Genomic DNA, 26,940 nt, shown 5'->3' on the forward strand with positions numbered 1-26,940 from the left:
GCTCAGCTGAGCCTGCCCGCTGCGTGGGCGAGCATGGTGTAGACCTTGCCCGTATCCGAGGTGAGGTAGGACTGGGTCACCGTCCGGTTCGGGTCGGTGCGGGCGACGTCGGCGAGCAGCTTTTCAAAATCACCGATATAGCGATCGACGGCGGTGCGGAACTCCGGCTCGCGGTCGTATTTGCGCTTGATCTCGTCAAAGGTCTGCTGGCCCTTCAGCGTGTAGAGGCGACGGGTGAAGACGTCGCGCTCGCCGCGCTGATAACGGCGCCAGAGATCGACCGAGGCATCGTGATCGATGGCGCGGGCGATATCGACCGAGAGCGAGTTCAGCGATTCAACGACGTGGCGCGGATTGCGGGCATCGTTGCTGCGCGCGGCGGGTGCGGCCGTTTCGGCCGGGCGAGCCGGTGCGCGGGCAGGCGCCTCCTCGGCGGCCTCCTCACGCGATGCGCCGCGCAGAAGATCGCTGATCCAGCCGCCGCTTTCCGGATGGGCGGGCTCCTGGCGGGCTGTTTCCTGGCGCGCGGGTGCCGGCTGAGGGGCGGGGCGCTGGGGAGCGGCAACCGGTGCCGACGGCGCGATCGTTCCGCGCAGGCCCGTCGCTTCGATCGGCGGGCGGGCTGCCGGCTGCTGCGGCTGAACTGCGGCCGGCTGGGCGGCACGCGGGGCCGGCTGGGCCTGGGCGAGCGAGCGGGCGGCGGGTTCGGAGATTTCGAGCTGCTGGCTGGTGCGGCCGACGAGCTGGGAGATATCCTGCAGCGCCTTGATCTGCTCGGCGACGGCCCGGCGCATGGCCGAGGCGCTTTCCTTGGCTTCCTCGGGAAGGTCGAAGGCGCCTCGCTTCAGTTCAGCGCGGGTGGCGTCGAGCTCGTTGCGGATATCGGCGGCGGAGCGGCGGATATCCTCGGTGGCGCCGGAGAAGCGGCCGACTGCATCCTCCACCGCTTCGCGCAGCGCTTCGCGCATGTGCTGGGCAGCACCGTCCGAGGCACGGCCGGCTTCGCCGAGCATACGCTCGACTTCAGACAGGGAGGCGGTGAGGCCGCCGCGAATGCGGTTGGAGAGATCGCCGGAGCGGCGCTCGACATTGGCGAAGGTTCCGTCGATCGTCGTATTGGCCTCGTCGCCGGCGCGGGTGATCGCCTCGCGCATCGTCTCGGCGGCCTCCTGGGCGCGCTTCTCGGTTTCGGTGAGAATACGGCCAATATCGGTGAAGGAGGATTGTACGCCCTGGCGCAGATTGCCGGTGACCTGGTTGGAGCGCTGCTCTGCCCGCTCGAACACGGTCTCGATCATGCTGCCGAGGCCGAGCATGGTCTTTTCGATCTCTGCGGAGCGCGTAACGAGACCGACAGAGAGCGTCTGCAGCGCGCTTTCGCGCTCTTCGAGCGTCGAGGCGAGGTTGGACTGGGCGGCGCCGAGAAGCTGCGAGGCCTGGGTCAGGACCTTGGAGTGTTCGTCGAAGCGGCCGATGATGCCGCCGACCTGTGCCAGCGTCTGGCCCGAAATGTCGGAGAGGCGATCGACCTTGCCTTCGAGAAGCCTGGTCGAGGCCGAGACCATTTCGGCGGCCTTGGTGGCAGAGTCGGCAAAGCGCGTGGTGGTGTCGCCGAGGCGGCCATCGACGCTCGTCAGCTGCTCCGCGGCACGGTTCATCATCATCGCCATCGCCGCACTGCTTTCCGACATGCGCTCGACGAGGCCGTTGACGTTGGCGACCAGGCTGTTCTCGATGGCGCTGACGGCATTTGCGACATTTTCGGTGCGGGCGGCAACGGCGCTAGCAAGCGCTTCGTTTTGGGCGCGCAGACGGTCGGCGCTGAGGTTGGCGGCCGCGGTGATGCGGGCGGCGGCCTGCTCGCCGGCATCTGTGTAGCGGTCGATGATCGGGCGGGCGGTCTCGTCGAGGATGCGCGTCAGTTCGACCGAGCGGCCTGCGAGCATCGAGTTGAGGTCGCGGGTGCGCTCGTCGAGCGTCGAGCGAATCGAGTTGCCGCGCGCTTCGAGCGCCCGGTCGATGTCGGAGAGCGTCGTATCGATCTCGCGGGCACGTTCTTCGAGATTGGAGCGGATGGCGCTGCTGCGGGCTTCGAGCGCCCGGTCGACATCGGCCATGGTGGCGGAAATCTCGCTGCCGGCGCCCGAGAGCGTCGAGCGGATGGCGTTGCCGCGGGTTTCCAGCGACTGGCCGGCATCCGACAGCACCTTGGAGATGGCATTGACCTGGGTGCCGACGATGGTTTCGGCTTCGGCGACCTTGTTGACGATGGCGTTGCCGGCTTCCGAGAAGGTCTGTGCGACGGCAGCGGCCTGGCTTGCCAGCCGGTTTTGCGCTTCCGCCACGCGCGTGACGATCTGCGAGGAGCGCTCATCCATGGTACGGGTGAATTCGTCGCTTTTGGCGTTGAGGTCCTCGGCGAATTGCTGGCCTGTTTTGCCGAGCAGTTCGGTGGTTCTCGTCGCTTCGCCTTCCATTCCCTGGGCGGCTTCGGCAACGGCGCTGCGCAGCGTCGAGGCGAGACCAGCGGCCTTGCCTTCGATGGTGCGGTTGACCGCGTCGAGGCCGATGGTCAGGGCGCGGTCCATGGTGGAGAGGCGTTCCTCGATGCGTGCGTTGCCGCGGTCGAGGGTTTCGCCGAGGCTTGCCGTGCGGCCTTCGATGGCGCCCGTCAGCGTGGTGGAGCGGCTGTCCAGCGTTTCGGCCAGATTGGCGGTGCGGCTGTCGATTGCCTGGGTAAGGGTCGCGGCACTGCCTTCGAGCGTGGCCGAAATACGCCGGGTGGTGTCGTCGCTCAGCGCACCGAGACGGGAGATGCCGTCGGAAAGCACACCGGAGAGCTGACCACTCACCGTTTCGACCTTTTCGGCAACGCCGCCGACGCCGTCGCGGATGCGGTTCTCGATCGCCGCAAGGCCGGATTCCACCCGCGATCCGGTTTCTTCAAAACGGCCGGTCAGGCTTTCCACAGATTGGTCGAGATGGGCGGAGAAGCTCTGGGCGGAGGTCGAGATCGCGCTTGCCGCCTCCTGGAAGCGACCCGCGATCTGGCCGGCGCCCGCATGCATGCGCTCTTCCAACGTTTGCGCGCCGGCATCGATGGCCTGGCGGATCGCAGCCTCGCGTTCCTCCAGCGACATCTCGAGCATGCTGACGCTTGTTGCTACCGAGGTGCCGATGCTGGTCGCCTGCTCGGAGAGCGTATCGCTGATCAGCGCGTGGGCCTGGTTCAACGACAGGTCGATGGCGTTGGTGCGCTCCTCGAGCGTCGTACGGATGCGCTCGTGGGCGGAGGCGAGGCCGCCTTCGATGCGCGTCGCGGCCTCGTCCGCAAGGCCACCGAGACGCGCATGGGCATCGGTCAGTCGGCCTTCGATGCGGCCGGTCAAGCCGCCGACGATATCCTCAAAGCGGGCGCTGCCGGCATCGAGAGCGCCGGCGAGGGCCGCGCTATGCTCCGAGAGCGCGTTTTCGAGCCGCTGCTGGTTGTCGGTATAGGCATCGCGGATAGCGTCGGTCTTGTCGGCGAAGGCGCCAGCGACGCGTGCTTCGGCACCGGCGACAGCTTCCATCATGGAGTTGCTGCGGGCTTCGAGCGCGCTGTCGAAGCGGCTCTGGTTGTCGTCGAGCGAAATGGCGAGCGCCATGGTCTTTTCGTCGAGTGCATCGGTGAGCCGGTCGTGGCTTGCCGCAACGGCGCCGACGATCGCGGCGGTGCGGTGTCCCAGTGCTTCCTCGAGGCGAGCCTGGCCCTCGGTCAGCGAGGCGGCGAGCGCGTTCGCCTTCTGATCAAGCACACCGTTCAGGCGTTCATGCGTGCCGGAGACGGCATTGGTGATCGCATCGGCACCACTCGTCAGCGTCTCCTCGAGACGGCTCTGGCTCTCGTTCAGGGAAATGGCAAGCGCCATCGCGCGATCGTCGAGTGTTTCGGACAGGCGGTCATGGGTGGCCGAGACCGCGTTCAGGAAGGACTCCGAGCCGGTCTCCAGCGTGTCCTGCAGCCGGCTCTGGCCCTCGTTCAGCGAGGCGGCCAGCGCCGCTGCCTTCGTGTCCAGAGTTTCCGAGAGACGCTCATGCGTGCCGGAGACGGCCTTGAGGAAGGCTTCGGAGCGGGCTTCCAGCGTGTCTTCAATCTGCGACTGGCTCTCATTGAGCGAGATGGCGAGCGCCATCGCCTTCTCGTCCAGCGTCTCGGAGAGGCGGTCATGGGTGCCGGAGACAGCGTTCAGCAGGGCGGCCGAACGGGTTTCCAGCGTATCCTCGATACGCGCCTGGCCCTCGCTCAAGGAAGTGGCGATCGCCATTGCCTTTTCGTCGAGCGTTTCGGCAAGGCGGTCGCGCGTTCCGGAGACGGTGTTCAGCAGCGCTTCGGCGCGTGTTCCGAGTGCGTTCTCGATGCGGGCATGGCGCTCGTCGAGCGAGGTCGTAAGGGCAGCCGCCTTGCTGTCCAGCGTTTCCGACAGGCGGTCGTGGGCGCCCGAGACGGCGTTGAGGAAGGCGGCGGAGCGGGTTTCGAGCGTATCCTCGATACGGCTCTGATTTTCGTTCAAGGAGATGGCAAGCGCCATCGCCTTCTCGTCCAGCGTCTCGGAGAGGCGGTCATGGGTGCCGGAGACAGCGTTCAGAAGGGCTGCCGAACGGGTTTCCAGTGTATCCTCGATACGGGCCTGGCTTTCGTTGAGCGAAATGGCAAGCGCCATCGACTTTTCGTCGAGCGTCTCGGCAAGACGGTCATGGGTGCCCGACACCGTGTTGATGATGGCGTCGGCGCGGGTCGCCAAAGCTTCCTCGAAGCGGCCGTGATGGGTGGCCAGCGCATCGACGAGCGCGTCGCCGCGCTCTGCCATCACGCTGTCGATGCGGCTGTGCGCCGTGCCGAGCGCCTCGGTTATTTCGGCTGCGCGCGCAGCAAGCACGCCGCTCAGTTCCTCGGCGCGGCCGCCGAATGCCGACGTAACCTGCTCGGTGCCGGCGGCAACGGCGCTCGTCAGATCGGTCGTGGTGGTGCGCAGCGTGTCGCGGAACTCGGCCGAGCGGGCCTGAAGATTGTTCTGCAGCTCGGAGCTGCCCGATGCAAGCGCCAGCGCGATGTCCGACGTGGCGTTCTGCAGCGCAGAAGTCAGTTCGCCGGTGCGGCTGGTGAGGGCAGTGGTGATTTCCTCCGCCCGGGCGCCGACAGTGCTTTCCAGCATTTCGTGGCCGGTGGCGAGTGCGGTCGCAAGCGCCAGAGACTGGTCAGTCATCGACGAGCCGAGACGGTCGATGCCGGAACTCAGGATGCCGTCGATCGAATCCGAGCCGCCGGTCAGCGTCTCGTTGATGCGGGCGAGGCTTTCCATCAGTTTGGTGTCGAGCGAGCCGGTGCGCTTGTCGAAGGCGCTGGTGAATTCTGCGACCCGTTCGTCGAAGGCTGTCGACAGCTGAGCGACGGTGGTCTGCAGCCGCTCCTCGAAGAAGCCGGAGCGCACGTCGAGATCCATCACGGCATCGTCGGCGGTGGTCTGCAGGCTCTGGCGGAAGCTTGCGCCCTTTTCGTCGAGCGCGCTATTCAGCTTTGACAGCACGTCGTCAAGCGTGCCGCCGATGGTGCGTTCGCCCGATGTCAGGCTCTCGTTGATCTCGCGGGTGCGGGCGATCAGGATTTCGTTGAGCTGATGCGTGCGCTCGTTCAGCGCTGCGTTCAGCTTCTCGGTGCTGCTGTCCATCGTCGAGGCGCGCGTCTCGAACTGGCTGAGCAGCCTTTCGCCATGTTCGTTGAGGTTGACCGAGAGCGCTTCGAGGCGGTTGTCAAATTCTGTGGCAAGCGCAAAACCGGAGGCGTTCAGCGTCTGGAGCAGGCTGTCGGTCTTGGCGGCGAGCAGGCTGCCCATGGACTGCAGGGCGCTGTCTGACTTTTCCAGGATCGTAGCCGCGCGCGTATCGATCAGCGATGCGAAGGCTTCGCCCGATGTGGCAAGCCGCACGGCGATCTCCTCGGTCGCAAGCGACAGCTCTTCCTTCAATTGGTCGTGGACGCTGCCAATCGAGGTGCGGATGCGGTCGGCATGATTGACGATCGCCTCGCGTTCCGAGCCGAGTTCGTGGACGAGGCCGCGCACGCGCAGTTCATTGTCAGCATAGGAGCGCTCGAGGGCATTCACCTCGGAATGGACAAGCGTTTCCAGCTCGGAAGCGCGCGCGATCGTGCGCTCGATGCCTTCGTTCATGGCCGAGACTTCGCGACGCACGGCCTGGCCGACAGTCATGATGCGCTCGGAGGCGATGGTTTCCGGCTCTGCCAGACGAAGTGCCACCTCCGCCATAGAGCGGGCGGCGTTGCGCATGTCCTGGGCGCGGGAGATCATGATGGCGAAGGCGTAGAACATCATCACGGGAATGACGATGCCGACGAGGCCGGCGATGACGCCGGGCAGGGCGACGAGATCGGCGATCGAACGGATCTGCCAGATCTGCGGTGAATAAAGCAGCGACATCAGGCCGAGGCCGGCCATGACCCAAAGGATTGAGAACAGGGTGGCGGTGCGCATCGCCGAGCGGCTGGAGGCGCCGTCGAAGGATTTTAGGATAGAGGCGGGCGTGTTGCGGCTGGCATCGTTGGCCGGCGCGAAGGCCGGAGCCCTGGAAGCCTGCTCGCCGGCAGCACTGCGGCGGTTACGGCGTTGCGCTTCTTCCTGGGCCTGCTGATTACGCGCATTCGATGGGTCAGACACATTAGCCTCCGGGGCCTCAGGCGCGCTGCCGCGGCGAGACGGCACGTTTTCCTTGCCGAAGTCGATCTGGAGCGCTTCGTCCAATGCCTTGAACGCCTTGTCCTCGATCGACTCATTATATTTGTTGTTCGCCATTCGTATGCCTCGTTACTGTCAGCCAGCCGGACACCGCATCCCGGGCTTCCGCATCACCCGGGGACAACTTTGCCGTTCCAGCCCTCCCTCCCAACGACGGACGGATAAGCATGTCATTTCAGAGTAGATAGCCGCTTTTTCAAACGGAAGGTATCAAAACACTACCATTATCCACTCACTCGGCAAAGGCGCGTACCATAAACCCGCTCCACCAGTATCGTAGTGACACATCTGGGCTCTTCACACAATTAATGAAGGCTTGAGATTCATGGCTCGTTAACCCGTTGTTAACATCTTTGAATCCGAGGAGCCGCTTAAAAACCAATAATTTAGGGATATTTAACGGACGTTAACCATGTGGCGAGATTTCCGCCCTCGCTGTGCCGGAATTTAACGTGATGGCCACCCTGTCGTCGCAGAACTGTTGCAAGTGCGGACGACAAGCGACGGGGAAATTGGCACATGGCAGCATTGAGCATCGTATTCGAGACGCCGGATAATGCAAAGGGACCGTGTCCCTCCAAGGCTCGGCCGATCGATCTGGTCCACCTCGCAAAACAGACGATGGGCGACAAAACGCTCGAAATCGAAGTCCTTCAGATGTTTGCGCGCCAGGCGCGCGCATGCCTTCAGGACATTGCGAGCGGAGAAACCAGCCGCGCCGGCGCGGCCGCGCACCGGCTGAAGGGGGCTGCAAGCTCGGTCGGCGCGTTCCGCGTGTCGGAGACGGCGGAAGCCATCGAGGAAAACGGGACCGATGCCGGCACGATGGCAGCGCTCGGCGCTGCCGTCATCGACGCCGAGAATTTCATCCTGAAGCTCTGCCGCGGCTGAGCCGCTTCCGGGCACAAAACATGAGGCCCGTTGTTTCATTGCGAAACCACGGGTCTTTTTGCGACGTCCGATATGACGCTTTGAAGACGGCGGGCAAAGGCCCGATCTGCGAGGCTATGGCCAATTTCCCCGATGTTGACTGACGCGTCGAATTATCGGAAGAAAATCCGCCCATCCATTTGAAGACCGGAATCGTCCTGATGCCCAAACTTACCATCGTCGCCTTCGACGGCACGCGCTTCGACCTCGACGTCGACCAAGGCTCCACCGTGATGGAAAACGCAGTGCGCAATTCGGTGCCCGGCATCGAGGCCGAATGCGGCGGCGCCTGCGCCTGCGCGACCTGCCACGTCTATGTCGACGAGGAGTGGACTGAGAAGGTCGGCCAGCCGGAGGCGATGGAAGAGGACATGCTCGACTTCGCCTTCGACGTGCGCCCGACGTCGCGGCTGTCCTGTCAGATCCGGATGAAGGCCGTCTATGACGGGCTCGTGGTGCACGTGCCGGAACGACAGGCCTGACGCGCGCCGCGCATCAACCGCAGTCGCTGCTCAACATCCCTACAGTACAAAAAAGACGCCTCGCGCGCTGGTGCGAGCGAGGCGAGGCGGGCGCATTACCTACGGATGAGGGAGGAACATCCGCGGCTTCGGAACGCGCCAGGAGAACCCAGCGATGAAAGTGCAGATGCCGTACCTGAACTTTCGAATGTGTTCATATTAACGCGTTCCGGTTGAGTCTGCCAGAATGAAAAATGACCATTGAATCGCTGGGGAGGACGCAAGTTTCGCACAGGTTTCGTTGTGCAGCTAAGCTTTTTCGCTCGCAGCCTGCTTGAGAAAGCCTTATTTTTCGCCGGTTCGACCTCTGATTCGATTGTTCAGCAATCTCAGCATACGCTTCTGGAAGTTGACCGCTTCGACCCGGTCGAAGCGCGCCTGCAACTGGTCGTGCTCCTCTATACCGCGAGCTGATTCGTTGGAAACGAGCTCCTGCATGGTCTCGCAGCTGCGCTGCGGCGGCAGGGCGCGGATGGCCCGCTCCATGGAGCGGGCCTGATTGCGGGCAATCTCGGCATGGCGCTCCTCGTGACGCTTGATATCACTCGATAGGGCATCCCAGATCATCGACAGCTCCTTGCCCGCGCCCATACGGTTGCTCCAGCGCGGCAGGATGATCTGGGTGTGGACGGTAACCTTGACGTTGCCGATGCGGCAGCGGCCGTCGTCCTGGATATAGGTGGCCTCGCCGCCGAAACGGATCTTGGTGGCGCCGGGATGGCGTGCCGAGGAACCGCTCGCCGTCGGGCCGCGCCGGCTGAGTTCGCGGTCCAACTCATCCGCGGTTTTGCCGCGAATGTCGAAATAGGAATAGCTTTTCGATGCGATCACTTCAGCTGCGGCCGGCCCGCAAAGGGAAAGACCAATGGAAAAGACCATAGGAAGGACCATATAACGCACTGCAAGCGGCATTCTGAACGCAACCCGTGTTGAAATCGACGGGAGCTTGGGGCATAGCCACCGCAAGCGCAATATCGGATGACGGTTTTTTCGTCATCAATGGGATAAGTCTGGTGACAGGGCTCGAAGGCATTTTATGGCGCGTCGCCCATGGCCGTGAGATCGAACTCGGCCGTCGTTCGACGATCATGGCGATCATCAACGTGACGCCGGACTCCTTTTCCGACGGCGGGCGCTTCGAGACCGTCGATGCGGTCGTCGAGCATGCGTTGAGGGCGGTGAGCGAAGGTGCCGCCATTATCGACATCGGCGGTGAATCAACCCGGCCGGGCGCCGCAGCCGTCAGCCCTTCCGAGGAACAGGCGCGCGTGCTGCCCGTCATCGAGGCGTTGCGCGGGCGCACCGAGGCGCTGATCTCCATCGATACCTATCGCGCTGAGACGGCGCGGCTGGCAGTCAGCGCCGGCGCCCATATCGTCAACGACGTGTTCGGGCTGCAGAAGGAGCCCGATATCGCCAATATCGCCGCGGCGACCGGGGCGGGGCTCTGCATCATGCATACCGGCCGCGACAGGGCGAAACTTCCCGACGTGATCGCCGATCAGGTGCACTTCCTCAAACAATCGCTCGCGATCGCGACGGCATCAGGCGTCAACAGTGACCGTATTGTGCTCGATCCCGGCTTTGGCTTTGCCAAGGAGACGGCGGAGGAGAACCTGGAACTGATGGCACGTTTCTCCGAACTTTCCCGCTTCGGCCTGCCGCTGCTCGCCGGCACGTCGCGCAAGCGCTTCCTCGGCACGGTGACGGGGCGCGAGACGCCGGACCGGGACGCGGCGACGGCTGCATCAAGCGCTCTGCTCAGACTTCAGGGAGCTGCGGTTTTCCGCGTGCACAATGTCGCAATCAACAGGGACGCACTCGACATCGCTGATGCTATGCTGAATGCGCGCCAGGAATTCGAGAGGAAGCGGCCGACATGACCACCTACACGATCACGCTGCAGAACTGCGCCTTCTTCGCGCGCCACGGCGTGCATGACGAGGAGGAATTTCTCGGCCAGCGCTTCTTCGTCGATGCCGAGCTCGATGTCGTCGCGGGCGAGGCGTTGGAAAGCGATTCTATCAACGATACCGTCAATTACGGCATCGCCTTTACCGTGATCGAGGAAATCGTCACAGGCAAGCGGCGCTACCTGATCGAGGCTTTGGCGCTCGATATCGCCAAGGGCCTCTGCCAGACGTTCCCGCAGGTCAAGCGGGCGAAGATCACGGTGCGCAAGCCGAATGCGCCCGTGCCAGGCGTGCTCGATTTCGTGCAGGTGAGCGTTGAGCATTTTGCCTGACACTGCATTGCACTCGGCGACCCTCGGCCTCGGCGGCAATATCGGCGATCCCGTGAAGGCGATGGCGGCCGCGCTGCAAAGACTGGACGCGCGGGATGACTGCCGGGTCGCGGCGGTCTCGCGGCTGTATCGCACGCCGCCCTGGGGCAAGACCGACCAGTCGTTCTTCTTCAACGCCTGCGCTGCCGTCGAAACCCGGCTCGATCCGGAAGCGTTGCTCGATGTTTGCCTGTCCATAGAGCGCGAGATGAAACGTGAGCGGATCGAGCGCTGGGGGCCGCGCACGCTCGATATTGACGTTCTCACCTATGGCGATGTCGTGCAGGATGCGCCGCGGCTGGAATTGCCACATCCCCGCATGACCGATCGTGGGTTCGTGCTGATGCCGCTTGCCGATATCGCACCCGGCCTTCTCGTCCGCGGCAGGATGGTGAGCGACTGGCTTGGTGATGCCGATGTGGCGGGCATCGAAGTCGCTGACGACAGCCGCGACTGGTGGCTCAAGGTTTGAAAGAAGCCCCCTGAAACGGAAAACGGCGGGAAACCCGCCGCTTCAGGAAAATCCCGGAATGCCGTTCCTTATTCGATGGAGCCGACGGCCATTTCGTCGACCTGGCGGGTCAATGTCAGGCCGATGACGGGGATCATCTGGCTTTCGACCTTGACCGAAACGGTGACGTTCATCGTCTTGTCGTCACGCACGCGGGCAATCATTGCGCCGTTCAGCTTGGCGCGGTTGATGCCGACGACGACGGTGTCCTCGGTGACGGCGCCGGAGACGACGTCGAGGCCCTTGCCGGCGGCACCGTCGAGGAACTTGCCTTTGTAGGTCGAGCCGGATTGCGAGATGACCGCGGTCATCGGCTGCTTGAAGACGCCGACCCGGCAGGTGCCGTCGAGCTTGATGCCGGCGCTGTTGTCGCCTGTGGGCTCACCGATCAGGTTGCAGGTGAATTTCGTGCCCTTGTATTTGCCGGCGACGATCTCGCCAGGGCCTTTCCAGGAGCCGGTTACGGAATCGAAGAAGGCCTTGTCACGGGTCGCAGCGGTGGCTGCCGGAGCGACATCTGCGACGGGAGACAATGCCGCGGCGGCTAGGCCGCAAACGAAGAGAAACTTGCGCGAATACATGGATTTTCCTTGGCAAACACCACTCACGAACTGGCTGCAAGTTTTGCCGAATAATGGTTAATCCTTCCTTTCGATTGCGCCCGAATACGAGGTGACACGCGGCTTTCACGCGACCGAGATTTTAACATTATGCCATTATGGCATTGAATCCGCTGAATTTTCCCTGTCTTCCTGTTAGGGAAGGCGAAAACTTCGCAAATCGCCTCATCGCTTAAGGATTGTTGCCGCGCGGTGACATGGAGGGCGTGAGATAGCCGATGAAGTCGCCGATTCCCGGCCGCTTCAGGGCGCGGAAGGCGAGCGGACGGCAGAGATCCATCGCCGCGATTCCGATGCGGGCGGTCATCAGTCCGTTGATGACGCCTTCGCCGAGTCGGGCCGAGAGCTTGGAGGCCAACCCATGGCCGAGCACCTGCTGAACGAGGCTGTCACCCACCGCAATCGAACCGGTGACCGCGAGATGGGCCAGCACATCCCGAAGCAGGCGGAACATGCCGAGCGTGCCGGGACGGCCGCCGTAGAGCTCTGCCATGGCGCGGATGAGACGAACCGCCTCATAGAGCACATAGAGCAGGTCGACGACGGCGCGCGGGCTGACGGCGGTGACGATCGAGACGCGCTTGGAAGCGTTGACGATCAAGGTGCGGGCTTTGCGATCGAGGGGAGCGAGCAGTTCGCGTTCGGCCAGCGCAATCAGATGCGGGGGATCGATGACCTCGCCTTCCGTCGCTTTCAGCGTCGCACGGCCTTTCGATGTCTCCGCATTTGCCGAGAGAAGCGCGGTCAGCTGCGCGACGACGGCGCGCGCATTGGCTGGGCGGGTTTCGAGGATCGCCGCTTCGGCTTCCGCCTTGATCTTCTGGACGGCGGCAAGGCGCATCACGCCCGCTGTCTCCCGGATCACGAGGGCAAGCACGGCAAGGATGCCGACCGCGAGCACGGCAAGGGCCGCATACCCCAGCCAGTCGGCGCGGGTGAAGAGATCGCGAATCAGGCTGTCGGTCCAGAGGCCGACGGCAAGCGAGATCAGGATGCCGAAAGCGCCGGCGGCGATCTTGCCGAAGGAGGTTCGCCGCCTGCGCGGCACGGCAACGGGCACCGCGCTCAGATCCTTGTCGGGATTGAGGAAGGGATCGTCCTCATCAGGTGTGACGATGATATGTTCGGAGAAGCTTTCCGGCTTGCGGCGCTCACCTGCCTGCCGACTGTTGTCGCGCGGCGCGGCGGCTTCGTCCTCATAGGTGAAGGCGGCGGGCGGGCGGCGCGGGGGATCGGATGGAGGCTTGCTCATGCGAGACGATCTCCGAACAGGAACTGCATGGCGCGGTCGAGGCGGATATGCGGCACCGAGAGCTTGATGCCGCCGCCGGTTTCCTCGAGAAGCGGCGGGCGGAACCTGACGACGTTGACGTCGGGCAGGGGCTCACCGGCCTCGCCCGAGGCGATGCGGGCAAACAGGCTTTCCGGATCCTCCGGCAGGTCGCCGGGAAAGATCGCGGTCTTCCTCTGGCCGTCGAAGCACTCGGCTCCGATGGTTTCGCCCTCCATCGGCGTGCCGACGATGACAGGCAGCTCATGGCCGTTGCGCTTGACCGTTGCCTCGCGGGTGGCGCGCACCGAGGCGAGCGCCATGACGTCGATGCCGGCTCCTGCCATGCCGATGCGGGCGATGGCGCGATCGACGAGGCGTCGGGTCAGCGCGTCGAGCCGGTCGTGGCTTTCATGGTGGAGATGATCGGCCTTGGTGGCGGCGACCAGCACGCGGTCGATTCGGCGTCCGAGCAGGGAGGAAAGCAGCGAATTTGTGCCGGGACGGAAGCAGGCGAGGACATCGGTCAGCGCGCGCTCCAGATCCTGCACGGCTTCGGGGCCGCGGTTCATCGCCTGCAGCGCATCGACCAGCACGATCTGGCGGTCGAGACGGGCGAAATGCTCGCGGAAGAAGGGTTTGACGACGACCGATTTATAGGCCTCGTAGCGCCGCTCCATCATCGCCCAAAGCGAGCCGCGGCCGGAATGTCCCTGCGCCGGCAAAGCCAATGGCGCGAAGGTCAGCGCCGGCGATCCTTCGAGATCGCCGGGCAGAAGCAAGCGGCCTGGCGGCAGGGTGGAGAGCGAGCGTTCGTCGGCCTTGCAGGCTTTGAGATAATCGGCAAAGGCGTTAGCGAGGTCGCGGGCGACCATCTCGTCGGCGCCGGCATGAATATCGGGGGCGCGGGTGAGCGCCAGCCACCCATGCGACAGCTCCGAGCGGATGCCGGTTTCGGCGAGCGCGATCGTTTCTTCGCTGAAGGTCCGGTAATCCTTGCCGAGCAGGGGCAGGTCGAGCAGCCATTCGCCGGGATAGTCGACGATATCGATCGACAGCCGGCCGGGGGAAAACAGGCGGTTCCAGCCGCTGGCGCTCTGATAATCCAGCGTGATGCGCAGTTCGGAGATGGCGCGGGTCGAATCCGGCCAGATCCGCTCCTTCACCAGCGCACGGATATGATCCTCGTACTGGAAGCGCGGCACGGCATCGTCCGGCTGCGGCTCCAGACGCACGGCCGAGACGCGGCCTGACTGCACCGGCTCGAACAGCGGCAGACGACCGCCATGCAGCAGATTGTGGACCAGCGAGGAGATGAAGACCGTCTTGCCGGAGCGGGAGAGGCCGGTGACGCCGAGCCGCACGGTCGGATTGACGAGGCCGCTCGCCCGGTCGGCGAGATTATCCAACGCGATGCGGGCGTCGTCGGCAAAAGATGTCAGGCGTGGCGGCAAGGCGCAATTCCGATTGGTGACTGCCGGCAATATAGGAAGGGCGCGCCGCCCACAAAAGAAGCGCCGCGTTTTTGCTTGAATTGCGCCAAAGATTCAGACGACCACGAAATCGATGAGACGCCAGGCGGTGGCGGAAGCGTCGAAATCGATGACGGCAAGGCCGGCCGTCGGAAAGCCGCCGGGAAGGGCGCTCACCATCGCCTCATGGCCAATCAGCGCCTCAAGGGCCTGCTCCATAGTCGGATTGTGGCCGATCAGCATAACGGCCGCCTCCTCCTGCGCATCGACGATCTCGATGTAGTTGTCGACGGTGGCGTTATAGAGCGCGTCGACATAGCGAACCTCGAGCGACAGGCCCATGGCCCGGTACACCGCATCGGCGGTATCGCGGCAACGCTGCGCCGTCGAGCTGATCAGCAGATCGGGACGGTAGCCCTTGTCGGCGGCCTTGTCGGCGATGATCTCGGCATCGCCATAGCCCTTTTCGTTGAGCGGCCGGTCAAAATCGCGCTGTCCGGGTTCGGCCCGGGCAGACTCGGCATGACGCAGGAGATAAATGCGGTTGGGCGGAGGCAAGGGTACGGTCATGGGCAAAATCCAGGATCCAGCGGGTCTTTTCAGTATCGGTTGCATTTCGCCGCCGTCAACCGCCAGCCATGCGGAGGCTGACCAAAAGGTGGCCGACAACACGGCGTTTTGAAGGCGAAGCAAAAAACGGCGGCCGGAATAATGGTGAGAAAATAGACCGTTAGCCGAAAAATGTAACAGATTTAAAAATCTGTTTACCTGTCGTATTTGGCTTGAATCGCGGATAGCGCTTGGGATATACAGCCCGCCAAGAGATGTTCTTCAGGAGAATCGCGTTGAGTGAGAAGATCGATCTTAGCAATTACGTTCCCTCGGAAGAGGAAGAGTTCATGAACGTAAACCAGCGTGCCTACTTCAGGGCAAAGCTGGTTGCCTGGAAAAATGATATCCTTAGAGAAGCGCGCGAAACACTCGACCATCTGGCCGAGGAAAGCGCAAACCATCCCGATCTCGCCGACCGGGCGTCATCGGAAACAGACCGGGCGATCGAACTTCGCGCCCGCGACCGGCAGAGAAAGCTGATTTCCAAGATCGACGCCGCATTGCAGCGCATCGAAGACGGCACCTACGGTTATTGCGAGGAAACCGGCGAACCGATCGGCCTCAAGCGTCTCGACGCCCGCCCGATCGCGACGCTGTCGATCGAGGCGCAGGAGCGCCACGAACGCCGCGAAAAAGTCTACCGCGACGAATAACGGTTTTCATGCAGGCATGAGAGTTATAAGGCGCCGCGATCCGTTCGCGGCGCCTTTTCCAATTATAGCGGGCTTCCGGTCGCCAGGGGTTTCCACCATTGCTCCCGGTCCGTCTCGGCGGCGAGGTCAACCGCAACCCTGGTGCCGTCTCTGATCCGCCGTCGCAAAACGTCGTCCCGATCCGAATTCGTCCGCAGCATGCCTCCCTCGTGAAGAGCTTGCAGCCGCGTGCGGGACACTTTCAGCTCGGACACCAGTAGGCGGTCGAGGCGCGTGCTTGATGGAAACGGGACGATCAGTTCGATTTCCAGCGTCGTCCAATCGGACGTTTCCTGCCGAATCTCTTTTGCGATGTCGAATTCGGCAAATTCGTCCACACGCTGCGATTTGCGCCTGAGAGCCTCGGGATTGAAGGCTTCCGCCCGAATCCAATCCGGATCGTTGGACTGCAAGGCCGCGAGGATTGCGGGGTCGATGTCACGAACATTGCGGCGCTCGAAGATCGGACGGTTCCATGTCTTTTCGCAGGCCAGGCATTTGTAGATAAGCCAGGCATCGAGTCTGCGGCCATTGGCGTTGAGCCGGATCTTGTCGCTGCACCGGAAAGCTCTGAGGCCTCCGCATCCGCTGCATGCAATCCAAGGCTGGGGCGCTGTTTTGGGTAGAATGGTCCATCGGACCCGAAGGGTACTGCACATATCGTCTTGGTCTTCCGTTCGGAAGTCCACCAAGATGGTGCATGAGAGAACCCTTGCGGGCGCGGCGTGGCGATGTCTTGGGCGGCTGAAGAGCTGAGGCAGCGGAGCTGCGCATGGCACAATTGAACAATGCCAAACCGGTCTCTCGCCACCACCCTGTGAACATGGTCATACGCCGCCAGCGTGTCGCTATGCGGCAGTACGGGTGAAACTGGAGTGAGACCGGTATTTACTTAGGCAAAGTGAACCTCAGTGCGCCAACGCTCTTCAACCCAAGCGATAACAAATGACCGCGGGAAAGGGGAGTCCCTAAGCTATTCAGAGATGGAAAGCCGCATGCTTGCGGCTTTTATGCAACTTGCCCGATGGAGGCGGGAGCGCGGGGATCCGATGTCACACGATGTGCGCGCCCTTACTTGTCGCGATTGACGCTCATTTCGCCGAAGATACGGGCGACTTCCTTCTGCAGCTCGGTGTCGGCGCCGGTGATCGGCGCAAGGTCGGGATCGCGGCGTGGCAGGTTGCCCGGCTGCGGTGCTGCTTGACGGGGCGGCTGATTTGCCGGAGCCGGCACGATGCGCTCGGCCGTCAGGTTGTTCGACATTTCCTGCTCCAGCACGCGCTGGAAATCACGTCGGATCGCTGCCGATTGCGCCGCCGCGTCGTCCGCGGCCTCGGCTGTACGCGCCGCCGCCGGAGTGTCCTGGACAGGCGGGGCGGAAACTTCGGGCTCGATGCGCTGCTGCGGCAGCACGCGCTGGCGGGCGGCGTCGAGGATCTCGGCCGCGCTCGCGGCATCCCGGAACGACGCGGGCTGCGCTGCCGGAGGTGAGACGGGACGCTCCGGCGGGCGCGGCTGTGGCGGAGCGGCACGCAGCGGAATGTCGCGTTCGGCCGAAAGTGCAGCCGCAACCGGAGGCATCATAGGTTCGGCTGGAAGGGGGCTCGTGGCCACGGGCGGCGCGGCGACCGGCGAGGCTGGCGCCGAGAAGGAAGGTTCTGCGGCGGCCTCGACACGGGCTGCAACCGGCGGCCGCTGCGGAGGGGCGGGCGGTGTATCCGGTCGCATGGTGGATATCGGGCGTTGCTCTACCGGCTGCGGGCGAAAGGCGCTTTCCGGCTGTTCGGCCGCCGCGGGCAGGATGCGGCTTTCAATCACGACATCGGTCGGGCCGCCGATCATGATCAGGTGCTCGACGTCGTCGCGGCGCACCAGCACCAGCCGGCGGCGGGTATCGACGGCTGCCGCGTCCAGGACCTGCAGGCGGGGCTGGCGGTTGCGGCCGCCACGCACGAAGGGCGAGGGCGCGCGGTTGCGGATCACCCACAAAACGACGATGAGCAGGAGAAGCGCAAGTCCGACGCCACCGGCCGCAAGCAGGAAACGACCGCCGTAAGCTCCGACAACATCATCCAACATAGTCACTCACTCCATTTCACATCAGGCACATATTGACGACTTTTCCGTTCCTTAGGCAAGGGCCGCCGGTTCTGTCCAGTCACGTGTGGACGCGATTTCGTGTTGTGCCGGGGTCGCGCTTGCCGACATTGCACCTTTGCGGGCAACGGTGGCAGGCTTCAGGGGCAGATGGCGTTCTTGTCTGTGAATTCAAGCAGTCTTGCCGACTACCGCTGTTCTTGCGGGCGTGGCAAATTGCTAAGAAGAAAAGAGTGCCTGATTCCTGCTTCGTCCTCGTGCTAGTGACTGAGAAGGAAGGGTTTATGTGAGGAATACATGACGAAACCGCGTCAGGCCGACGACTATAACGCACCGCTTGTGGATCGTGGGGGGCGTTCTGGCACGGTTTTGCGCATTCTTCTGCTTGCGCTCGTGCTGATCGCCGCCGCCGGCGGCTTCGTTGTCTTCAAGCGGTCGCTTGATAACGAGATCGTGCTCGGCGGCCTCGGCGTGCTCGCCATGGTCGGCATCTTCTTCCTGGTATCCTCGGTCATCGGCTTCATCGAGGTGATGCCGCAGCGCCAGTCCGACAGCCTGGCGCGCTCTTTCCTCAACAGCCATCCCGATGGCACGCTGATCACCGACGAAAAGGGCAGGATCATCTATGCCAACGCCGCCTATGGCGCACTGACCGGTGCGCGCAAGGCGACCGAGGTGCAAACGCTGGAAACATTGCTGTCTCGCCACCGCGAGTCCAATGAGGCGCTCTACAGGCTGGTCAACGGCCTGCGGGAGGGCAAGGAGGGCAGCGAGGAATTCCGTCTGCTGCGCGCCGTCGGGCCGGGCAGCAACAACTCCGGCGCGCACTGGTATCGGCTGAAGGCACGGCTGCTGCATCCGGAGGAGAACGGCAGCAAGCCGCTGCAGATCTGGCAGATCACCGACATCACTGCCGAACGCGACGACCAGGAGCGCTTCTTCAAGGAGTTGCAGAACGCGATCGACTATCTCGACCATGCGCCGGCCGGCTTCTTCTCCGCCGGCAGGAAGGGCGAGATCTTCTACTTGAATGCGACGCTTGCCGAGTGGCTCGGGCTCGACCTGACCAAATTCGTGCCAGGCTCGATGACGATCGGCGACGTCGTGGCGGGAGAGGGGCTGGCGCTGATCCAGTCGGTGCAGGCCGAACCCGGTCTGAAAAAGACCGTGACGCTCGATCTCGACCTGCGCAAGACCAACGGGCAGAGCCTGCCGGTGCAGATCATCCACAGCGTCACCTCGATGCGCGATGGCGCACCCGGCGAAAGCCGGACGATCGTGCTGGCGCGCGAAAAGGGCGACGAAAACGGCCACTCCGCGTCGGCCGCCGCCATGCGTTTCACCCGTTTCTTCAACAACACGCCGATGGCGATCGCCTCGGTCGACGGTGACGGGCGCATCCTGCGCACCAATGCGCCGTTCCTGAAGCTGTTTGCTGGCGTCGTCTCGCGTGACGATCTCGAAAAGCGGCCACATCTCGAAATCATCGTCCAGGAGAGCGACCGGCCGCAACTGGCCGAGGCGCTGGCGGCGGCGAAAGACCGGCAGGGCGATATCGCCCCGCTCGACACCCGCACGCCGACCGACGAGGCGCGTTATTTCCGCTTCTACGTCAATGCCGTCATCGACCAGAGCGACGAGGCGCCCGAGGAGGCAGCGATCGTCTACGCCGTCGAGGTGACCGAACAGAAGGCGCTGGAAGCGCAGATGGCGCAGACGCAGAAGATGAATGCCGTGGGAACGCTTGCCGGCGGCATCGCACACGACTTCAACAACGTGCTGACGGCGATCCTGCTTTCCTCGGACCATCTGCTGCTGCAGGCGCGCCCCTCGGATGCGAGCTTTGCCGATCTGATGGAGATCAAGCGCAACGCCAACCGCGCCGCGGTGTTGGTGCGCCAGCTGCTCGCCTTCTCGCGCAAGCAGACGATGCGGCCCTCGGTGCTAAACCTTACCGACGTCGTCGGCGACCTGCGCATGCTGGTCGACCGGTTGCTTTCCGGCACCAACGTCAAACTCGATGTGCAATATGGCCGCGACCTCTGGCCCGTCAAAACGGATCTTTCGCAATTCGAGCAGGTGCTGATCAATCTCTGCGTCAACGCGCGCGACGCCATGCCCGACGGCGGGAAGCTGACGCTGCGCACCCGCAATCTGACCGCCGCCGATGTCGCCGCCTTCAACTATTCCTACATGCCGGCCGAGGACATGGTGCTGGTCGAAGTCGCCGACAATGGCACGGGCATTGCGCCGGAGATCATGGACAAGATCTTCGAGCCGTTCTTCACCACCAAGGACGTCGGCAAGGGCACCGGCCTCGGCCTCGCCATGGTCTACGGCATCGTCAAGCAATCGGGCGGTTACATCCAGCCGGAATCCGAAGTCGGTAAAGGCACGACCTTCCGCGTCTTCCTGCCGCGCCACATTCCGGAGCCGGCGGTTGCGGGCGAGGTGGACGCCATCGCCGAAGCCGGCGCGCGGCCCGAGGCGCTGGCGGCGCAACAGCCGGAGGACCTGACGGGATCGGCCGTCATCCTTCTCGTCGAGGACGAAGAGGCGGTGCGACGCGGCGGCAAACGCATGCTGGAAACGCGCGGCTATACCGTGCACGAGGCGGGCTCGGGCGTCGAGGCGCTCGCCATTATGGAAGAGCTTGACGGCAAGGTCGACATCGTCGTTTCCGACGTCGTCATGCCCGAAATGGACGGCCCGACGCTGCTGGGCGAACTGCGCAAGACCTATCCCGACCTGAAATTCATCTTCGTGTCGGGCTACGCCGAGGACGCCTTCGCCCGCAACCTGCCGCCGGATGCGAAGTTCGGATTTTTGCCGAAACCGTTTTCGTTGAAACAGCTGGCCGTTGTGGTGAAGGAGACGTTGGACGGGTGAGCCGCGGTAGGCGTTGTGCCGTGTCAGCCCCCAGAAGGGGCTGGAACGGCACTACCTGTCTGCCAAGGCGATTCCGGCCGGGCGCCGTCAATTCAATCCTCATTCCTCAGCGCGACCGCAATCTCAGCCGCAAGCCGCGCATTGTTCTCAACCAGCGCAATATTCGTCTTGAGGCTCTGGCCGTCCGTCAGGTCGAAAATGGTCGAGAGCAGGTAGGGCGTGACCGCCTTGCCGGTGATTTCGTCGCGCTCGGCGCTATCAAGCGCCCGCTCGATATAGATTTCCATCTCTTCGCTCGGAATCTCGTCGGCCTCAGGCACCGGATTGGCAACCAGCATGCCGCCGTCGATGCCGAGCTGTTCGCGCACGGTCTGGAAATTGGCGATGGCGGCCGGGCTGTTCAGCGACAGCGGGCTTGATATGCCTGAGGAGCGCGACCAGAAGGCGGGGAATTCCTCGCTCTCATAGGTGACGACGGGCACACCGCGGGTTTCGAGCACTTCCAGCGTTTTCGGAATGTCGAGGATCGCCTTGGCGCCGGCGCAGACGACGATGACGCCGGTGCGCGCCAGTTCCTCCAAATCGGCTGAAATGTCGAAGCTCTCCTCGGCGCCGCGATGCACGCCGCCGATGCCGCCCGTTGCAAAGACGCGGATGCCGGCGCGTGCCGCTGCAATCATCGTTGCCGCAACCGTGGTGGCCCCGGTGCGACGCTCGGCGATCGCAAAGGCCAGATCAGCGCGCGAAACCTTCATCACCTCGGTCGCCTTGGCGAGTTGTTCCAGCTCGTTCGCTTCAAGGCCGATATGCAATGTGCCGTGAATGACGGCGATGGTTGCGGGCACCGCGCCCTGTTCGCGGATGATCGCCTCGACGCTGCGGGCCATCTCGATATTGCCAGGATAGGGCATGCCGTGGGTGATGATGGTCGATTCCAACGCTACCAGAGGTGCGCCGCGCTGCTTGGCGCTCGCGACCTCCTTCGAATAGGCGATCGGCAGAAGAGGGGAGATGGGTTTGGTCATGGTCATGTCCTGTGATCGACAGAGCATGATGCCGAAAAGTGTGAGCGGTTTTCGGACGACATCATGCTCAATTATTTAATTCGCCGCTTCAATGCAGAATTCGGGCCGCGGGAACAAGGGCAAGCGCCTCATTCAAGAGGTCCGGCGTCAGATTTTCATTGACGGCGTGCCGCGACTGCACGGTGAGAATAGCCGCGGCCGTGCCATAGCGGACAGCTTCCTCGAGCGGCAGGCCCGCCATCAAGGCCGCCAGCGTGCCGGCGGCAAGGGAATCGCCGGCGCCGGTAACATCGGCGACCGTATCGGTGATCGGCGGCTGCAGCGTCATGGCGCGGCCCTCGCAAATCGCAACCAGCTCGCGCCGGCCGCGGGTGACGACGGCACTTTTGATGCCGATCTCGTTTAGCAGCGGCGGCCAGCCGCCCGCATCATCGGGCCGTCCACCGGTAAGAGCGGCGGCTTCGGCCTCGTTGAGGAACAGGTAGTCGATATCCCCGATGCAGGGTGTCAGCCTGACGACCTTCGCCGGCGAGATGGCGATCGCCGCGACGGGCTTTTGAAGGGAATTTGCTTTTGCGACGATCGCCGCGATCGTCTCTTCCGGCAGGTTGGCATCGAAAAGAATGAAATCATGGGCGGCGAAGGCCTCCCGCACCCAACGAATGGAGAGACGGCGCGGCACGAAGAAACGATAAAGCTCCATGTCGGCAAGGGCGATAACCAGATTGCCGTCCTTCTCGATGATGGCGGTGTAGCTCGGCGTCTTGCGATCGAGGAAGACGAAAGGCCGGTCGTCGATGCCGGCGAAATCGGCGGCTTCGCCCACTATCTCGCCCAGGGGATCGCCGCCACGCGGCGAGATCATCGTCACCTGAAAGCCGAGCCTTGCGAGATTTCGCGCAGCATTGAAACCACCGCCGCCGGGCTCCTCGAACCATGTGCCGGGGTTGCTGGCGCCCGGTGCCGTCTCGCCTGAGATGCGGCCGCGCCGGTCGATATGGGCGCCGCCGAGAACGAGAATCTTTCTCTTCATTTCAACCGCTCTCCATATCCTGGGCGAGCGAATCGGCATGCCGCAACTTGGCGCATCGCACCCGGCGCATGCGGTCTAAGCCGTTGCTTTGCATCGATAAAACAAATATAGAACACGGATCGTTTTACCTTTTTCTTTCAATTGTTTGATCGCCTATTGCGAGAGTGGAACAAATAGGGTACAAACTCGACATTGCTTGAGCGGCTTCAATAACCTAAAGGTGGATCGGATGTCTCAGAATTCATTGCGGCTGGTAGAGGACAAATCGGTGGACAAAAGCAAGGCGCTTGAAGCGGCACTCTCACAGATAGAGCGGTCGTTCGGCAAGGGCTCGATCATGAAACTCGGCTCCAACGAGAATGTTGTCGAGATCGAAACGATTTCGACCGGCTCGCTTGGCCTCGATATTGCGCTCGGAGTCGGCGGCCTGCCGAGGGGCCGAATCATCGAGATCTACGGGCCGGAAAGCTCGGGTAAAACGACGCTTGCTTTGCAGACCATTGCTGAAGCGCAGAAGAAGGGCGGCATCTGCGCCTTCGTCGATGCCGAACATGCGCTCGATCCGGTCTATGCCCGCAAGCTTGGCGTCGATCTGCAGAACCTTCTGATCTCACAGCCCGATACCGGCGAACAGGCGCTTGAAATTACCGATACGCTGGTGCGCTCCGGCGCTGTCGACGTCCTTGTCGTCGACTCGGTCGCCGCGCTGACGCCACGCGCCGAAATCGAAGGCGAGATGGGCGACAGCCTTCCGGGCCTGCAGGCCCGCCTGATGAGCCAGGCGCTGCGCAAGCTCACCGCTTCGATCTCGAAGTCGAACACCATGGTCATCTTCATCAACCAGATCCGCATGAAGATCGGCGTTATGTTCGGTTCGCCTGAGACGACGACAGGCGGCAATGCGCTGAAATTCTATGCCTCCGTGCGCCTTGATATCCGCCGCATCGGCTCGGTCAAGGAGCGCGAAGAGGTGATCGGCAACCAGACCCGCGTCAAGGTCGTCAAGAACAAGATGGCGCCTCCCTTTAAGCAGGTCGAGTTCGACATCATGTATGGCGAGGGTGTTTCCAAGACCGGCGAACTGGTCGATCTCGGCGTCAAGGCCGGCATTGTCGAAAAATCGGGCGCCTGGTTCTCCTATAATAGCCAGCGTCTCGGCCAGGGCCGCGAAAACGCCAAGACCTTCCTGCGCGACAATCCGGATCTCGCCCGCGAGATCGAGCTGTCGCTGCGCCAGAATGCCGGCCTCATCGCCGACCGCTTCCTGCAGAACGGCGGACCGGAGGCTGATGACGGCGACGGCGCCGCGGAAATGTAATTTCAGCGTTCAGTTCGTCCGCCAATCCATTTGAAAACCCAGGCCGGCCGCATTCCTTGATCAGAATGCGGCTGGTTTTGTTTGTCGGCTGGACAGTGGCGGAGGTGAACGTTAAAAGCCGATGGATTTAGATTGACCTGCCTGGGGCAGCATTGAAGGGCATAGAATGAGCGGCGTGAACGATATCCGGTCGACCTTCCTCGACTATTTCAAGAAGAACGGCCACGAGATCGTTTCGTCGAGCCCGCTGGTGCCGCGCAACGACCCGACGCTGATGTTCACCAATGCCGGCATGGTGCAGTTCAAGAACGTCTTCACCGGCCTGGAAAAGCGTGCCTATTCCACGGCGACAACCTCGCAGAAGTGCGTGCGCGCCGGCGGCAAGCATAACGACCTCGACAATGTCGGCTACACCGCGCGCCACCTGACCTTCTTCGAAATGCTCGGCAATTTCTCCTTCGGCGATTATTTCAAGGAGAATGCGATCGAGCTTGCCTGGAAGCTCGTCACCGAAGGTTTCGACCTGCCGAAGAACCGCCTGCTAGTCACCGTCTATTCCGAGGACGAGGAAGCAGCGACGCTCTGGAAGAAGATCGCCGGCTTTTCCGACGACAAGATCATCCGCATCCCGACCTCCGACAATTTCTGGCAGATGGGCGATACTGGCCCCTGCGGCCCATGCTCCGAAATCTTCATCGACCAGGGCGAGAACGTCTGGGGCGGCCCTCCCGGCTCGCCTGAGGAAGATGGCGACCGGTTCCTGGAATTCTGGAACCTCGTTTTCATGCAGTTCGAACAGACCGAGCCGGGCGTACGCAACCCGCTGCCGCGCCCGTCGATCGATACCGGCATGGGCCTGGAGCGCATGGCCGCCGTTCTGCAGGGCGTGCAGAGCGTGTTCGACACTGACCTCTTCCGCACGTTGATCGGCACCATTGAGGATACGATGGGTGCCAAGGCAGAGGGCAGCGCCAGCCACCGCGTCATCGCCGACCACCTGCGCTCCTCTGCCTTCCTGATCGCCGATGGCGTGCTGCCGTCGAATGAAGGCCGTGGCTATGTGCTGCGCCGTATCATGCGCCGCGCCATGCGTCATGCCCAGCTTCTCGGCGCCAAAGAGCCGCTGATGTACAAGCTGCTGCCGACGCTGGTGCAGCAGATGGGCCGTGCCTATCCGGAACTGGTGCGCGCCGAGGCGTTGATCTCCGAAACGCTGAAGCTCGAAGAAAACCGCTTCCGCAAGACGCTTGAACGCGGCCTGTCGCTTCTGTCGGACGCGACCACGGATCTTTCCAAGGGCGATATGCTGGATGGCGAGACCGCCTTTAAGCTCTACGACACCTACGGCTTCCCGCTCGACCTGACGCAGGATGCACTGCGCGCTCGCGAAATCGGCGTCGATATATCTGGCTTCACTGATGCCATGCAGCGCCAGAAGGCTGAAGCACGGTCGCACTGGGCCGGTTCCGGCGAAAAGGCGACGGAAACCGTCTGGTTCGAGCTTAGGGAGAAGCACGGCGCAACCGAATTCCTCGGTTACGACACGGAAGCTGCCGAAGGCGTGGTGCAGGCGATCGTCAAGGATGGTGCCGTTGCGACTGAAGCCAAGGCCGGCGATAAGGTGCAGATCGTCGTCAACCAGACGCCGTTCTACGGTGAATCCGGCGGCCAGATGGGCGATACGGGCATGATCTCGTCCGACCACGGCAAGATCGAGATTTCAGATACACAAAAGAGGGGCGAAGGCCTGTTCGTGCATGTGGGCACGGTCGTCGATGGTGTGATCAAGGCTGGCGATGCCGTCGTGCTGACGGTCGACCACGCCCGCCGTTCGCGCCTGCGCGCCAACCATTCGGCGACGCACCTGTTGCACGAGGCGATGCGCGAAGTGCTCGGCACCCATGTTGCGCAGAAGGGCTCGCTGGTCGCGCCCGAGCGCCTGCGTTTCGACGTTTCGCATCCGAAGCCGATGTCGGCCGAGGAGTTGAAGGTCGTCGAAGACATGGCCAACGAGATCGTGCTGCAGAATGCGCCCGTCACGACCCGCCTGATGAGCGTCGACGATGCAATTGCCGAAGGTGCGATGGCGCTGTTCGGCGAGAAGTACGGCGATGAAGTGCGCGTCGTGGCGATGGGCGAGGGCGTGCGCGGCGCCAAGGCCGGCAAGCCTTACTCGGTCGAACTCTGCGGCGGCACGCATGTGTCGGCGACCGGCCAGATCGGTCTCGTGCGCATTCTCGGTGAAAGTGCCGTCGGTGCGGGCGTTCGCCGTATCGAAGCGGTGACCGGCGAGTCGGCGCGTGAATATCTGGCTGAACAGGACGAGCGCGTGAAAACGCTCGCCGCCTCGCTGAAGGTTCAGCCGTCAGAAGTTCTCTCGCGCGTCGAGGCGCTGATGGACGAGCGCCGCAAGCTCGAGAAGGAACTGGCCGACGCCAAGCGCAAGCTCGCCATGGGCGGCGGGCAGGGCGGTTCGGGCGATGCGGTGCGTGAAGTCGCCGGCGTCAAGTTCCTCGGCAAGTCGATATCAGGCGTCGATCCCAAGGATTTGAAGGGACTTGCCGATGACGGCAAGACCAGCATCGGCTCCGGCGTCGTCACGCTCATCGGCGTTTCCGAGGATGGCAAGGCAAGTGCGGTCGTCGCCGTGACGCCGGACCTCCTGGGTCGTTTCAGTGCCGTTGATCTGGTGCGCGTCGCTTCTGCCGCGCTTGGCGGCAAGGGCGGCGGCGGCCGTCCCGACATGGCGCAAGCCGGCGGCCCGGATGGCGCCAAGGCCGACGAGGCGATCGAAGCGGTTGCAATGGCGCTCGCCGGCTGAGCTGTCCATTCAGAGAAGAATTTCGAAAGGCGGAAGCTCGGCTTCCGCCTTTGT

General features: G+C 63.2%; 19 protein-coding genes. 9 read left to right on the top strand and 10 right to left on the bottom strand.

The annotated features are described in order from the left end of the window. Positions 1–2: 2 nt before the first annotated feature. Positions 3–6,848: an apolipoprotein A-IV repeat region-like domain-containing protein gene (locus EFB14_RS03535; RefSeq protein WP_126822770.1), complete on the bottom strand. Its 6,846-nt coding sequence runs from the start codon at positions 6,846–6,848 to the stop codon at positions 3–5. 462 nt (positions 6,849–7,310) lie between these two features. On the opposite strand from EFB14_RS03535, the gene EFB14_RS03540 reads away from it, so the two are divergent. Together EFB14_RS03540 and EFB14_RS03545 are read left to right on the top strand one after the other, a co-directional pair. Further along, positions 7,311–7,682 carry an Hpt domain-containing protein gene (locus tag EFB14_RS03540; RefSeq protein WP_125845781.1) on the top strand — a complete coding sequence of 124 codons (372 nt, stop codon included), beginning with the start codon at positions 7,311–7,313 and terminating at the stop codon, positions 7,680–7,682. Between the two features lie 200 nt (positions 7,683–7,882). Next, positions 7,883–8,203 (top strand): 2Fe-2S iron-sulfur cluster-binding protein, encoded by a 321-nt coding sequence (locus tag EFB14_RS03545; RefSeq protein WP_003540151.1) that lies wholly within the window; start codon positions 7,883–7,885, stop codon positions 8,201–8,203. 324 nt (positions 8,204–8,527) lie between these two features. On the opposite strand, the gene EFB14_RS03550 is transcribed toward EFB14_RS03545, so the two are convergent. After that, a complete protein-coding gene (locus EFB14_RS03550; RefSeq protein WP_125845780.1) occupies positions 8,528–9,154 on the bottom strand; it encodes a DUF922 domain-containing Zn-dependent protease in 627 nt (208 codons plus the stop codon). A 101-nt stretch (positions 9,155–9,255) separates the two neighbouring features. Between EFB14_RS03550 and folP the strand changes: the two genes are divergently transcribed. Genes folP through folK form a run of 3 tightly spaced genes read left to right on the top strand, consistent with a single transcriptional unit; the run spans position 9,256 to position 10,998 of the window. Beyond that, positions 9,256–10,125, top strand: coding sequence for a dihydropteroate synthase (gene folP / locus EFB14_RS03555; RefSeq protein WP_126822772.1), 870 nt, complete (start codon positions 9,256–9,258; stop codon positions 10,123–10,125). Continuing rightward, complete coding sequence (gene folB, locus EFB14_RS03560; RefSeq protein WP_126822774.1) at positions 10,122–10,487, top strand: dihydroneopterin aldolase; 366 nt, start codon at positions 10,122–10,124, stop codon at positions 10,485–10,487. Before folP ends, folB begins: the two co-directional genes overlap by 4 nt. Next, positions 10,480–10,998: a 2-amino-4-hydroxy-6-hydroxymethyldihydropteridine diphosphokinase gene (gene folK, locus EFB14_RS03565; RefSeq protein WP_183604824.1), complete on the top strand. Its 519-nt coding sequence runs from the start codon at positions 10,480–10,482 to the stop codon at positions 10,996–10,998. The genes folB and folK overlap by 8 nt, the downstream gene beginning before the upstream one ends. A gap of 68 nt (positions 10,999–11,066) precedes the next feature. Here folK and EFB14_RS03570 read toward each other — a convergent pair whose 3' ends face one another. From EFB14_RS03570 to EFB14_RS03585, 4 genes are all read right to left on the bottom strand, one after another. Continuing rightward, positions 11,067–11,618: a hypothetical protein gene (locus tag EFB14_RS03570; RefSeq protein WP_126822776.1), complete on the bottom strand. Its 552-nt coding sequence runs from the start codon at positions 11,616–11,618 to the stop codon at positions 11,067–11,069. A gap of 211 nt (positions 11,619–11,829) precedes the next feature. Beyond that, entirely contained in the window at positions 11,830–12,909 is a 1,080-nt protein-coding gene (locus EFB14_RS03575; protein ID WP_126822778.1) for a YcjF family protein, read from the bottom strand. Next, positions 12,906–14,381, bottom strand: coding sequence for a YcjX family GTP-binding protein (locus tag EFB14_RS03580; protein ID WP_126822780.1), 1,476 nt, complete (start codon positions 14,379–14,381; stop codon positions 12,906–12,908). Before EFB14_RS03580 ends, EFB14_RS03575 begins: the two co-directional genes overlap by 4 nt. Before the next feature lie 93 nt (positions 14,382–14,474). Beyond that, positions 14,475–14,969: a SixA phosphatase family protein gene (locus EFB14_RS03585; protein WP_126822782.1), complete on the bottom strand. Its 495-nt coding sequence runs from the start codon at positions 14,967–14,969 to the stop codon at positions 14,475–14,477. 275 nt (positions 14,970–15,244) lie between these two features. On the opposite strand from EFB14_RS03585, the gene dksA reads away from it, so the two are divergent. Next, on the top strand, positions 15,245–15,664 hold the full coding sequence (gene dksA / locus EFB14_RS03590) for an RNA polymerase-binding protein DksA (RefSeq protein WP_008525884.1): 420 nt from the start codon (positions 15,245–15,247) through the stop codon (positions 15,662–15,664). Between the two features lie 62 nt (positions 15,665–15,726). Here the strand turns inward: dksA and EFB14_RS03595 are convergent, their stop codons facing one another. Together EFB14_RS03595 and EFB14_RS03600 are read right to left on the bottom strand one after the other, a co-directional pair. Beyond that, positions 15,727–16,362, bottom strand: a complete 636-nt coding sequence (locus EFB14_RS03595; RefSeq protein ID WP_126823536.1) for a DUF1062 domain-containing protein — start codon at positions 16,360–16,362, stop codon at positions 15,727–15,729. 412 nt (positions 16,363–16,774) lie between these two features. Further along, positions 16,775–17,788, bottom strand: a complete 1,014-nt coding sequence (locus EFB14_RS03600; RefSeq protein ID WP_126822784.1) for a flagellar biosynthetic protein FliO — start codon at positions 17,786–17,788, stop codon at positions 16,775–16,777. A gap of 309 nt (positions 17,789–18,097) precedes the next feature. Here EFB14_RS03600 and cckA point away from each other — a divergent pair, with 309 nt between their 5' ends. Beyond that, positions 18,098–20,689 (top strand): cell cycle histidine kinase CckA, encoded by a 2,592-nt coding sequence (gene cckA / locus EFB14_RS03605; protein WP_126822786.1) that lies wholly within the window; start codon positions 18,098–18,100, stop codon positions 20,687–20,689. Positions 20,690–20,781: 92 nt separating this feature from the next. Here cckA and EFB14_RS03610 read toward each other — a convergent pair whose 3' ends face one another. Further along, positions 20,782–21,714, bottom strand: coding sequence for a pseudouridine-5'-phosphate glycosidase (locus EFB14_RS03610; protein ID WP_126822788.1), 933 nt, complete (start codon positions 21,712–21,714; stop codon positions 20,782–20,784). 88 nt (positions 21,715–21,802) lie between these two features. Then, on the bottom strand, positions 21,803–22,747 hold the full coding sequence (locus tag EFB14_RS03615; RefSeq protein ID WP_126822790.1) for a carbohydrate kinase family protein: 945 nt from the start codon (positions 22,745–22,747) through the stop codon (positions 21,803–21,805). Positions 22,748–22,976: 229 nt separating this feature from the next. On the opposite strand from EFB14_RS03615, the gene recA reads away from it, so the two are divergent. After that, entirely contained in the window at positions 22,977–24,065 is a 1,089-nt protein-coding gene (gene recA, locus EFB14_RS03620) for a recombinase RecA (RefSeq protein WP_125845768.1), read from the top strand. 166 nt (positions 24,066–24,231) lie between these two features. Continuing rightward, the gene (alaS, locus tag EFB14_RS03625; protein ID WP_126822792.1) at positions 24,232–26,886 is read left to right on the top strand and encodes an alanine--tRNA ligase; all 2,655 of its coding nucleotides are present in this window, start codon (positions 24,232–24,234) and stop codon (positions 26,884–26,886) included. Positions 26,887–26,940: the final 54 nt, after the last annotated feature.

The sequence above is a fragment of the Rhizobium fabae genome, from assembly GCF_003985135.1.
In the GTDB taxonomy this organism is placed as follows: Bacteria; Pseudomonadota; Alphaproteobacteria; order Rhizobiales; family Rhizobiaceae; genus Rhizobium; species Rhizobium pisi.